General features: G+C 63.2%; 11 protein-coding genes. 7 read left to right on the top strand and 4 right to left on the bottom strand.

All coding sequences use genetic code 11. The annotated features are described in order from the left end of the window. Positions 1–30: 30 nt before the first annotated feature. Complete coding sequence (locus AB1781_02945) at positions 31–1,785, top strand: hypothetical protein (protein ID MEW5703530.1); 1,755 nt, start codon at positions 31–33, stop codon at positions 1,783–1,785. On the opposite strand, the gene AB1781_02940 is transcribed toward AB1781_02945, so the two are convergent. From AB1781_02940 to AB1781_02925, 4 genes are all read right to left on the bottom strand, one after another. After that, the gene (locus AB1781_02940; protein ID MEW5703529.1) at positions 1,672–2,052 is read right to left on the bottom strand and encodes a hypothetical protein; all 381 of its coding nucleotides are present in this window, start codon (positions 2,050–2,052) and stop codon (positions 1,672–1,674) included. The genes AB1781_02945 and AB1781_02940 overlap by 114 nt on opposite strands. 89 nt (positions 2,053–2,141) lie before the next feature. After that, the gene (gene typA / locus AB1781_02935; protein ID MEW5703528.1) at positions 2,142–3,974 is read right to left on the bottom strand and encodes a translational GTPase TypA; all 1,833 of its coding nucleotides are present in this window, start codon (positions 3,972–3,974) and stop codon (positions 2,142–2,144) included. A gap of 34 nt (positions 3,975–4,008) precedes the next feature. Then, on the bottom strand, positions 4,009–5,256 hold the full coding sequence (locus tag AB1781_02930) for a DEAD/DEAH box helicase (GenBank protein MEW5703527.1): 1,248 nt from the start codon (positions 5,254–5,256) through the stop codon (positions 4,009–4,011). A gap of 363 nt (positions 5,257–5,619) precedes the next feature. After that, complete coding sequence (locus AB1781_02925; GenBank protein MEW5703526.1) at positions 5,620–8,343, bottom strand: HAD-IC family P-type ATPase; 2,724 nt, start codon at positions 8,341–8,343, stop codon at positions 5,620–5,622. A 147-nt stretch (positions 8,344–8,490) separates the two neighbouring features. On the opposite strand from AB1781_02925, the gene msrA reads away from it, so the two are divergent. The 6 genes from msrA to AB1781_02895 all read left to right on the top strand — a co-directional run bounded on the left by msrA (position 8,491) and on the right by AB1781_02895 (position 11,713). After that, entirely contained in the window at positions 8,491–9,102 is a 612-nt protein-coding gene (gene msrA, locus AB1781_02920) for a peptide-methionine (S)-S-oxide reductase MsrA (GenBank protein ID MEW5703525.1), read from the top strand. Beyond that, entirely contained in the window at positions 9,099–9,596 is a 498-nt protein-coding gene (gene msrB / locus AB1781_02915) for a peptide-methionine (R)-S-oxide reductase MsrB (GenBank protein MEW5703524.1), read from the top strand. The genes msrA and msrB overlap by 4 nt, the downstream gene beginning before the upstream one ends. Positions 9,597–9,625: 29 nt before the next feature. Continuing rightward, complete coding sequence (locus tag AB1781_02910) at positions 9,626–10,039, top strand: hypothetical protein (GenBank protein ID MEW5703523.1); 414 nt, start codon at positions 9,626–9,628, stop codon at positions 10,037–10,039. A 184-nt stretch (positions 10,040–10,223) separates the two neighbouring features. Further along, complete coding sequence (locus tag AB1781_02905; GenBank protein ID MEW5703522.1) at positions 10,224–10,658, top strand: DoxX protein; 435 nt, start codon at positions 10,224–10,226, stop codon at positions 10,656–10,658. A 172-nt stretch (positions 10,659–10,830) separates the two neighbouring features. Further along, the gene (locus tag AB1781_02900) at positions 10,831–11,415 is read left to right on the top strand and encodes a sigma-70 family RNA polymerase sigma factor (protein MEW5703521.1); all 585 of its coding nucleotides are present in this window, start codon (positions 10,831–10,833) and stop codon (positions 11,413–11,415) included. A gap of 49 nt (positions 11,416–11,464) precedes the next feature. Next, positions 11,465–11,713 (top strand): zf-HC2 domain-containing protein, encoded by a 249-nt coding sequence (locus AB1781_02895; protein MEW5703520.1) that lies wholly within the window; start codon positions 11,465–11,467, stop codon positions 11,711–11,713. The last annotated feature ends 19 nt before the right edge of the window (positions 11,714–11,732 follow it).

Raw genomic sequence — 11,732 nt, 5'->3', positions numbered from 1 at the left:
AAATCGCCTTCCGTTGTTTAGGGTGGTGCAATGCTGCAAGCGTTCCGAATCCTTCCCTTTCTTCTTGCTGTGACCATTGCCGCCGGGTTTACGGCGGGGCTTTGGGCCTGGCTTGGACGGTCGATCGATATCGTCGATGCGCCCGGCGGGCGGTTCGAATGCTTGTCCTATACGCCCGCCATCGGTGACGCCTCGCCGCTGAAGGCGAAGGATGGCGTGTTCCCGGTTCCTGCCGGCTCCATCGCGTCGGACATGGCGACGCTTGTTCGCACCACCGACTGCGTTCGCACCTATTCGATGCTCGGCGCGCAAGGTGATGTGCTGGCGCATGCCGCTGCGGCCGGTATGAAGGTGATGGTCGGCATCTGGATCGGGGCCGACGACAAGCGCAACGCGCGCGAGATCGAACGCGCGCTGACGCTTGCCGAGGCGCACCCGGAGGCGGTGCGGGCTATCGTGGTTGGCAATGAGGTGCTGCTTCGCCGCGAAATGACGGGCGAGCGGCTGGCGGGGATCATCCGCTCCGTCAAGACGCGGACCGATCTGCCCGTTACCTACGCCGACATCTACGAATTCTGGCGCCGCAACCCGATGGTGGCCGAGGCGGTCGATATCGTCACCATCCACGCCTTGCCCTATTGGGACGATCCGGCGCCGGTCGATATCGACCACGTGCAGGCGCATGTGCGGGGTGTCATCGAACAGGCGCGCGCCACCTTTCCAGGCAAACGCTTGCAGATTGGCGAAATCGGCTGGCCGTCGGCCGGCCGCACCCGCGCCGGCGCCGTACCCTCGCTGGTCAACGAGGCCCGCTTCGTGCGCGAATTCGCCGCGCAATCGGCGGCCATCGGCTTACCCTATAATTTGATTGAGGCGATTGATCAGCCGTGGAAGCGAGTGCCCGAAGGCACCGTCGGCGGCTACTGGGGGATCCTGGACCGGGATCGCGAGCCTAAGTTCCCGCTGACCGGGCCGGTCAGCGAATGGCCGCGCTGGCGAACAGCCGCCGGCTTCACTTTCGGACTCGCGCTCGGCGTCCTGCTGTGGGGGGCGGGGCGTCGCCCGGCTCTTTCCTGGCCGCGCTGGCTTGCGCTTGGCATCGTTGCCCCAGCCACGGGAGCGACGCTGTGGGGGCTCGGCAACCATCTCGCGTCAATAGCGATCGGCTGGATCGGTGGCATCTGGGCATTCTTTCTGATGGGCGTGGCCGTTGCCGGAGGGGTATTGCTGATCGCACAGGTTATCGGCCTGACACTACCGCGGCCGGCGGGGCTGACCACTGTGACGGCCGCCCTCCATCACCGCCGTTGGAACGCGGCGGTCGGGCTTGGCCTGCTGCACTGGACGGTCATGCTGCCGGCTGCGGTTTTGGCGTTGTCGATCGCTGTCGATGGCCGCCACCGCGACTTCCTGCAACTCGCCTTCTGGCTGCCGGCGGCGGGATTCGCGTGGCTTGCCTGGCGGACCCGGCGCGACGGCCATCCGGCACCGCGCGCGGAGGAGGGCTGGATCGCCGGCCTGCTCGTCGCCTGCGCGCCATTCTGCGTTGACGCCATCGTCAACCGGGAGGCCCTGGTGTGGGCCGGCGTCTGCCTCCTGCTCGCGCTGCCCTGGGCGGGCGATGCGTGGGCGGAGGGGAGGTACCTTCTCAGGGTGCGGCAGGGACCGGATTCAGGGCCGCCGCGCCAGCACCAGCGTGGCGAGTACGGCCGCCGGAGCGGAGAGGGTGGCGTTATAGAGAACCATGCCGAAGCCCGCTGCAACCAGCGTCGGCGCAGCCCATAACCGAGCGCGCTCGACGTGGCGCGTGCTTGCGGCCAGCAGCGCCATGGCGGCCAGCGCCAGCGCCAGCCAGCCAAGGCCGCGCCACTCGGTGAACACGATAAAGCCGGTGCGCAACGGGCACCACCAGAGCCGGGCGCGCTCGCACGCCGCCCCCATCGCCTCGGGCTCGACGAATCGATAGCGGAGGGCATAGCCAGCCGCCGCGCTCGCCGCACACAGCAATATCCCGCCGATGGGGCTCGTTGCGAATCTCTGGCCGGCGCGCATTACCCTCTCGACGATCTTCGGTTGAGCGGCAACCCAATGGCGGCGGGCACCAAAAATAGTATAGATGGCATCCGCGAACGGCGTCGAAATCAGGCGGCGCGCGAAGCCCGTTTGCGTTCGTGTTCGCGCAGGTGTTTCTTGCGCACCCGGATGGATTTGGGCGTGACTTCCACCAGTTCGTCCTCGTTGATGAAGGCGAGGGCGTATTCCAGCGTGAGTGGAATGGGCGGGATCAGCAGGATATTCTCGTCGTTGCCCGCGGCGCGGATATTGGTGAGCTGCTTTCCCTTGAGCGGGTTCACGACCAGATCGCTGGGGCGCGAGTGGATGCCGATGATCATCCCCTCATACACTTCCGTGGCGTGGCCGATAAACAGGCGCCCCCGTTCCTGAAGGTTGAACAGGGAATACGCCAGCGCCTTTCCGGTCGCCATGGAAACCAGCACCCCGTTTTGGCGTTCGCCGAGATCGCCGGCCACCTGCGGGCCGTAATGATCGAAGACGTGGTACATCAACCCGGTTCCGGAGGTCGAAGCCAGAAACTCGGATCGGAAACCGATCAGGCCACGGCTTGGGATGAGGTAGTCCAGGCGCACGCGACCCTTCTTGTCCGACACCATGTCGCGCAATTCGCCACGGCGTTCGCCGAGCTTCTCCATTGCCGCGCCCTGGTGCTGTTCCTCGATATCCAGGGTCAGAGTCTCCCAAGGTTCGCAAATTTTGCCCTCGATCGTCTTGAGGACGACCTCTGGCCGGGATATGGCAAGTTCGTAGCCTTCGCGCCGCATCATTTCGACGAGGATCGAAAGGTGCAGTTCGCCGCGCCCGGAGACTTTGAATTTATTCGGATCGTCCGTCGGCTCGACGCGGAGCGCGACGTTGTGGACCACTTCCCGCTCAAGGCGTTCACGCAAATTGCGGCTGGTCACGAATTTTCCCTCGCGGCCAGCGAACGGCGAGTCGTTGACCTGGAAAGTCATGGCGATGGTCGGCTCGTCGACGACCAGCGCCGGCAGCGCCTCGACCGCCTCCGGGTGGCACAGCGTATCGGAGATCTTTAGCGTATCGAGGCCGGTAAAGGCGATGATTTGACCGGCTTCGGCTTCTTGCCATTCCAGCTTTTCCAAGCCATGAAAGCCGAGGATCTGCAGGACCCGTCCGTTCCGGGTGTTGCCATCGGCACCCATCACCGTCACGGCTGCGCCGCGCTGGATGCGGCCCCGCTGGATGCGGCCGATGCCGATCACGCCGACATAACTTGAATAGTCGAGGGCGCTGACCCGAAGCTGGAAAGGTCCGTTCGGGTCCACGTTGGGCGGCGGCACATGGCGGACGATGGTCTCGAACAGAAGGTTCATATCCTCGCCGCGCACCGCCGGGTCGGCGGAGGCCCAACCCTGGAGCGCCGACGTGTAGACCACCGGAAAATCCAGCTGTTCGTCCGTTGCGCCCAGTCGGTCGAACAAGTCAAAGGTCTGGTCGATCGCCCAGTCGGGTCTGGCGCTTGGGCGGTCCACCTTGTTGATGACGACGATGGGGCGCAGGCCAAGAGCCAGGGCCTTGCTGGTTACGAAACGGGTCTGTGGCATCGGCCCGTCCACCGCGTCAACCAGGAGAAGGACGGAATCCACCATCGAGAGCACGCGCTCCACCTCGCCGCCGAAGTCGGCATGACCAGGTGTGTCGATGATGTTGATCCGCCAGCTTTTCCAATGGATGGCCGTGTTTTTGGCCAGGATCGTGATGCCGCGCTCACGCTCGAGGTCGTTCGAATCCATCACCCGTTCCATCACATTCCCAAACTCGTGGAGAGTGCCGGACTGGCGAAGAAGCTGATCCACGAGCGTGGTCTTGCCGTGATCGACATGGGCGATGATGGCGATATTGCGAAGATCGCTGACGCTGTTCGTGCTGTTCGTCATGGGCGCAGACCGTTGTCCGGGTGGGGGAGAGGGCTCAGGCTGCCCGACGCTTCTTGTTGCCGCGGAACCGGCGCCGATGCTTTGGCGGGGTGGCGGGGCGTGCGTGCTCGGCGTTCGACGGGCTCGATCCGGCTTCATGGAAGGGTTGGTCGTCGACGACGGTGAGCCGGTGTTTCGTCAGCCTTTCAATATCGCGAAGGTAAGTGCGCTCGGTATGGTCGCAGAACGAGAACGCCGCACCCGAAGCGCCTGCGCGCGCCGTTCGGCCGATCCGGTGAACATAGCTCTCCGGTTCGTTCGGCAGCTCGTAGTTGATGACATGCGTCACGTCGTTCACGTCGATCCCGCGGGCGGCGATATCGGTCGCCACCAGAACCCGCGCTTGGCCCGACCGGAACCGTTCGAGGGCGCGCTGGCGGGCACTCTGGGATTTGTTGCCGTGGATCGCCTCGGCGGAAACGCCTATCCGGCCAAGGTGTTCGGCGACGTGGTTGGCGCGATGCTTCGTGCGCGAGAAAACGATAACCCTGGCAAGCGCGGGGTCTTTAAGCACCTCGGCCAAAAGGGCGCGCTTGTTCGCGGTGCCGACGAAGAAGACGTGTTGGGTGACCTGATTGACGGTGGTAGCCGCCGGCGTCACCTCGATGCGAACCGGGTCGGTGAGAATCTCGTCGGCGAGGCGCGCGACGTCGCTGGGCATCGTCGCCGAGAAAAACGCCGTCTGCCGTTGTTTTGGCAGCGTGGCGAGAATTCGCCTGACGTCGCGAACGAAGCCCATGTCGAGCATCCGGTCGGCCTCGTCAAGAACAAGGTGGCTCACCCGGTTGAGTCGAACGTGACGCTGGCCGATCAAGTCCAGGAGGCGTCCGGGCGTTGCGATCAGGATATCGACGCGGCGCTTCAAGGCTTCGACCTGGGGCCCTTGCCCAACGCCGCCAAGGATCACGGCCTGCCGCAGGTTAAGGTGCCGCCCGTAGGCCCGGAATTCGTCGCCGATTTGGATCGCAAGCTCGCGGGTCGGCGCCAGGATGAGCGCGCGGGGCGCGCAAGGCTCGGCCGGCGTCTTGAGCGTGGAAAGGTATTGTAGGATCGGCAGCGCGAAGGCCGCCGTTTTTCCGGTCCCGGTCTGGGCGATGCCGAGCAGGTCGCCACCGGCAAGGAGCGGGGGGATAGCCCGCGCCTGGATCGGCGTCGGATGCAGGTAGTTTTTGGCTTCCAGGGCGCGCCGAATTGGCTCGACTAGACCGAGGTCCGAGAATGAAAGAGAAGAAGAAACAGTCACGTAAATTTCCTTTACTAGATTCGCAAACGGCGCTCCGCGTTCCAAACGCGGCACGCGGCTTACGCGTATTGTCCTATCCCCGCGCGCTCGGGGCAGGCAAATGATGAATGAGGATCTCGGGACGTGGCGCTTTCGAAGAAGTCGGAAGCGCGTCGCGCTATCGCGAGATAATGTTGCAGTGCATAAATGCGCTCTCCCCCGCGCAATGTCAAGCGTGCAGGGTTGGACAAGCTCTCTGGATGCTTAAGTGACAGAGCCCGTCTGGCGGGTCGCGGCGGGTGGCTGGCCATACGAATTTCGTTAAAGGAATGCCTTTCCTTGTGCGCGCCAAGACGCAGAATTACAAGGAAACACACCGATTTTTCACCGCGTTCCGCCGGCGGCTTTCGCCGTTTCCGTAAAGAAACGCCACCGCAGCAGCTTTTCGATTTCGAGGACGCCGAGCACGAGGACGCCGACGGTTACCACCACGACGCCAAGATCGAAAGGGACCGGCGCGGTCGTGAAAAGAGATTGCATGAACGGCGCGTAGGTAAAGAGCAGTTGGAGGCCGAACACCAGAAAAACGGCCGCCAGCACCCTTGGCGTGCCCTTGATGCCCAGGAAGGTGAAGGAGGGCGTCCGCAGGTACCGGACGCTGAAAAGATAGAAGATTTCCATTGCGACAAGGGTGTTGACCGCGGCCGTGCGGGCCAGCTCGACGCTGCCTCCGCGGGCAAGGGCGAATTCGAAGACGCCGAAAATTCCAATCAGGAACAACGCGGATACGAGAACGATGCGCCAAAGGACGAAGCCGGACAGCAGGGGCTTCCGGGGCGAACGGGGGTGTCGCCGCATGACGTCGGGTTCGGTCGGCTCGAAGGCGAGAATGGCGGCGAGGGCCACGGAACTTACCATGTTCACCCAGAGAATCTGCAGGGGTTCGATCGGCAACACGAGTCCGAATAGAATTGCCACGACAAGGCTTAAGGATTCGCCGCCGTTGATGGGTAGTAAAAACAGGATGGATTTGGTCAGGTTGTCATAAACCGTTCGGCCCTCCCGGATAGCGGCCACGATGGAGGCAAAGTTATCGTCGGCCAGGACCATTTCCGCTGCCTCCTTCGCGGCCTCGGTGCCCTTGCCTCCCATCGCCACCCCGACATCTGCGCGCTTTAAGGCCGGCGCGTCGTTGACCCCATCGCCGGTCATGGCGACCACCTCGCCATCGGCCTGCAGCGCCTCGACAAGGCGCAGCTTGTGTTCGGGGCTGGTGCGCGCGAACACGGCCACCTCGCGCGCCGCCGTCCGAAAGGCGCTTGCGTCCAGCGCGTCCAGGGCGTGGCCCTCGATAACTTTCGGTTCTTCGGCAAGCCCAAGCTGCCGCGCGATGGCGCCGGCGGTCACGGCGTGGTCGCCGGTGATCATTTTGACCCGGATGCCGGCCGCTCGGCATTGCGCGATAGCGGCGATCACTTCTTCCCGCGGAGGATCGATCAGACCGATGAGCCCAAGCAGGGTGGCGCCGTTCTCGACGTCGGTGAACATCAGGTCGAGCTTGCCGTGCGGCATGGGTTTGACGGCGATCGCGAGGACGCGGTGCCCATCGGAGGCAAGCGCCTCCGTTTGGTCGCGCCAGAACGCCGGCTCGATCGGCGTTTCATCGCTAGCGGTGGTGCGTTGTTTGTCGCACATCGCAAGAACCCACTCTGGAGCGCCTTTGATGACGGCAAAAGACGTCTTTTCGTGGCTGTGATGAAGGGTCGCCATGAAGCGGTGTTTCGCATCGAACGGGATCTCGTCCGTCCGCGGGATCTGCTGCCGAACGGCTTTCACGTCATGGCCTGCCTTCATCGCCAAGGATATCAGCGCCCCTTCCATGGGGTCGCCGCCCATCACCCAGTCGTCGCCCGTCTGCCGGAGTTCGGCGTCGTTGCAAAGCAGCCCCGCGCGCGCGATTTCGGTAAGGATCGGCTCGCCCTTGGGGTCAATGTCGCGGTCCTTCGATCGGAACTCGCCGACCGGCTTGTAGCCGGCACCCGTCACTTCGAACGCAGCCCGGCCGGTAACGATCCTGCGCACCGTCATCTCGTTCCGCGTCAGCGTGCCGGTCTTGTCCGAGCAGATGATGGAGATCGAACCCAGCGTCTCGACGGCCGGTAACCGCCGTATGATGGCGTTGCGGGCGGCCATGCGCTGAACCCCGATGGCAAGCGTGATGGTCATGATCGCCGGCAGACCCTCGGGGATGGCCGCGACGGCGATGCTGACCAGCACCATGAACGCCTCGGCCCAATCGTAGCCGCGCATAAACGTCGCGAACCCGAAGATGGTCGTTGAAATGCCGAGGATCACAAACATCAGTTGCTTGGCAAATTTGTCCATCTGTCGGGTGAGGGGTGTCTTCAGGCTCTCGACGGCGCCGATGAGCTGGCTGATGCGGCCGAGTTCGGTTCGAACGCCGGTGCCGATCGCGACGCCCATGCCCTGGCCCGCGGCTACGAAGGTGCCCGAAAACGTCATCGAGGTGCGGTCGCCGAGGGCGGCGTCGTCGGCAACGGGCGCGAGCGCTTTTTCGACGGCGACCGATTCACCGGTAAGGACCGCTTCCTCGACCCGCAGATTGCGCGCGCGAATCAACCGAAGGTCGGCCGGCACGCGGTCGCCGGCCCCAATCAGCACGATATCGCCCGGAACGACCTGATCCGCCGCAACGGTTACCCGCCGCCCTTCGCGCATCACGGATGCGCGGGGATCTATCATGCTCCGAATCGCTTCGAGCGCCCGCTTGGCCCGCCCTTCTTGGATGAACCCAACCACCACGTTCACAAGGACGACGGCCAGGATGACGATGGCGTCTACGTTGTGCCGGATGAGCACGGCGAGAACCGCGGCGACAAGCAAGGTGTAGATCAGAAGGTTATGAAAATGCAGCAGGAGGCGGACCAAGGCGCTTCGCCTTGCGGCTCCGGGCAGTCGGTTCTGGCCATAGACCGCGCGGCGCGTTTCCGCTTCTTCTTCCGACAATCCCTCGGGCCGGCTGTCGAAAGCGGCAAGCACCTCCGCCGTCTCGACGGCGTGCCAATGGCGTTGAAAATCAAAAGCCAAGTTCAGCCCCTTGTCGGCCCCTTGCTTGTATGGCGTTCCGGCGGCGCGTGGATTACAATTATACAGTACCGTATTGCGCCATGGAAAAGGAGTGGCCGAAAATCGGTGCAAGGGGGTAGGGGGCGTCGGAGAAAAGAAAAGAAAAGAATGGAAGGCAGTCTACGCGTCGAACCAGGCGATTTTCCGGATCCCGAATTTGATCCGCTGGCGGAAGGCGAAGGTGTTGCCGTTCTCGCCGGCGGCTGTTTCTGGTGTACGGAGGCCGTCTTTAAGGAACTCGATGGCCTCCTTTCGGTGCGGCCGGGCTACGCTGGCGACGTGGCGGAGAAAGCCGATTACCGGGCGGTTTGCAGCGGCGCGACGAACCACGCGGAAGCGATCGAGGTGCGCTACGATCCTAAACGCCTCACCTTCGGACAAATCCTAAAAATCTTTTTTTCGGTCGCCCACGATCCGACTCAACTGAACCGGCAAGGGAACGACCGCGGGCGCCAGTACCGTTCCGCCGTTTTTTATGGAAGCGATAACCAAAAGGCCGTGGCCAAGGCCTACCTCGCGCAGCTCGGGCGCGCCAGGGTCTTCGGCGCTCCGATCGTTACGACGCTCGAGCCGTTGAACGGCTTTTACGTGGCGGAGGACTGCCACCACGACTACGCCGCCCGCAACCCGATGGAACCCTATGTCGTTCATGTCTCGCGCCCAAAGGTCGAGAAATTGCGCCGGCATTTCGGCGACAAGCTGCGATCGGACAAGCCATGACCGCAAACCCGACCCCGCCGCGAAGCGCCCGTTCGGAGAAAGGGTTCGATTTGCGGCCGCCTTCCACGGCCGAGACGCAAAAGCTGACGGCGGATCTGAACGATGAGGAAAGGCGCATCCTGCTCGACCATGGCACGGAACCGCCGTTTTGCGGCCATCTTCTGGCGAACAAGGAAGCCGGCGTCTATGTTTGCCGGGCCTGCGGCCTGCCGCTGTTCGCATCCGGCGCGAAGTTCGAATCCGGCACCGGCTGGCCGAGCTTCTTCGAAGCCTACGATCGGCGGCATATCGCAGCACTCCGCGATGTGTCCCACGGGATGGAGCGGGTCGAGATCCGCTGCGCGCGCTGCGACGGCCATCTGGGTCACGTCTTTCCCGACGGCCCGCCGCCGACCGGGGCGCGCTATTGCCTGAACTCGGTCTCGCTTGCCTTCGTGCCGGAAGGCGCGGTTTTGCCGGACAGGCTTGACCGCGGCGATCCACGGACCGCTTGAAGAAAACCCGAGAGACTTGGAGGTTCATCATGAGACCCATCTTTTTCTTCGGTTTGACCGCCGCCATCCTGGCATGGAACGCAACCCCCGCGATGGCCGTTCGCTGGCATCAATACTCGAACGACCCATGGTTTTGGGTCGATCTGGACAGCCTCCGGCAGGACGGCGCTCTCACCGTTTATCAGTTTGCGCATAGCGCCAAGAAAGGCGTGGCGCCGGACGTGGGCGGCTCTTTTGCGAACCCGTCCTGGTCTGCCGTCGACTGCGCGACGCGAGAGCAATACGACTTGAATGCGTATGGCGCCTGGGAGAAAGAGGTCGCCACCTCGGACCCCGAATGGGAAGCCATGGAGCTGGAGCTGTTCGGCTCGGCGACGCCGCCGGGTACGCCCATTCTCATGGGAAGCGATTCCCCCCTTTATACTTTTCTCTGCAAGCGCTGAACACCCGGACCCGTTCCGATCGAACGCCTCCGGCGGTGGCCTTTCCGGGTCTTGCCGCGCGGCGAGGCGAGTAGCCGGACGGGTCGGCATCTGCTAGGCTGACGGGCAACGTGTATTTGCAAGACCGGCAACTTCCTTTCCGCCGCCGGGCGGGGAGGTTGGGCTACCGAAAGGAGACAAGATCATGCAGGATCCAGCCATTTCCCGCCCACACCACCTTGGGACGAGCCTCGCAATCGTTCGTCTGACGGTTGCCGCTTTTCTGCTTGTCTGGTCCGTTGAGAAGATCCTGTTTCCCGATCGCGCAGCCGGCATTTTCAAGGCTTTTTATTTCATCGAATCGCTTCCGGTCATGGCCGCTATTGGTATCGGTCTTGTCCAGACCGCCCTCGTGCTTGCTTTTGCCTGCGGCCTTTGGAAAATTTGGACCTACGGCATCGTTCTTCTGATGCACGCCGTCTCGACGCTTTCCACCATTGCCCAACTCGCCGATCCTTATGAGGGAATCAACCATCTGTTTTGGGCTGCCGTTCCCGTCCTTGGTGCGCTCGTCGCCCTTTTCCTGTTACGGGAAAGCGACGCATGGTTGACGGTTGGCGGCGTCAGGAAAGAAAATTAAAAGCTCGCTCCGGGGCGCAGGCTGGGGGCTTGTTAGATTCTGCGCCCCGGATGCGAGCCGGGCCTGGAGAGGACCCGAACTTCGATGCCGCTCCGGCCGATTTCGTTACAGGGATCTTTAAAGCGGGGAACCCGCGGGTCGGGCGCCGAGCAATCACCGGAAGTGGGATCGAGTGGACGAAGAAGACCTGATTCGCCGGTTGCAGGATGGGGATCCGTCCAGCTACGAGACGTTGGTCAAGACCTTCGGCGGACGGATGCTGGCGGTTGCCCGTCGTGTCGTTCGCGACGAAGGCGAGGCCGAGGATTGCGTGCAGGAAGCCTTTCTTCAGGCCTTCCGGAACATCGGGGGCTTTGAAGGGCGATCGGCCCTTGGCTCGTGGCTTCATCGGATCGTGGTGAACGCGGCCTTGATGAAACTTCGGCAACGGGGCCGCCGCCAGGAAGCTCCCCTCGACGATCCGCCTTCCGAGTTTGACGAGCGGGGCATGCGAAAGGCGGAGAACTCGGCGCTGACCCGCGAACCGATGGCGGTGTTGGAAAGCCGGGAGATACAAGGCCTTGTGCGGCGGACGATCGACGAATTGCCGGACGATTTTCGTAACGTGATCCTGTTTCGCGACATCGAAGAGTACGATACGGCGGAAACCGCTGACCTTCTCGGCCTCTCCCTTGCCGCGACGAAGACCCGCCTGCATCGGGCGCGGGCGGCCCTGAAGCGGCGGCTCGAAAAAACGCTGCGCGAGCAGGAGAGCTAGAGGGACGCGAGGGCCGAATATGCCATTGAAGAACAAGGCAAGGAATTGGATGCCGACCTGCCGGGAACTGGACGCGTTCATCGTGGACTACCTAGAGGGCACGCTGCCGTTGCGCCAGCGCCTGGTGTTCCGCACGCATCTCGCCCTTTGCCCGAAATGCCGCGCCTATCTGAAGGCGTATGCGAAAACCATCGCACTTTGTCACGAAAGCCGCGCCGAGCCGCCCGCTCCACCCGAAATGCCGCCGGATCTGCTGAAGGCAATCCTGGCGGCGCGAGAAGAAGGCAATCCCGGCTAGCGCCAAAGCTTGATAGACT

The organism is Pseudomonadota bacterium, assembly GCA_040752895.1.
Lineage (GTDB): Bacteria > Pseudomonadota > Alphaproteobacteria.
The sequence above is the reverse complement of the archived record's forward strand: the minus strand, read 5'-3'. Positions and strand labels throughout refer to the sequence as shown.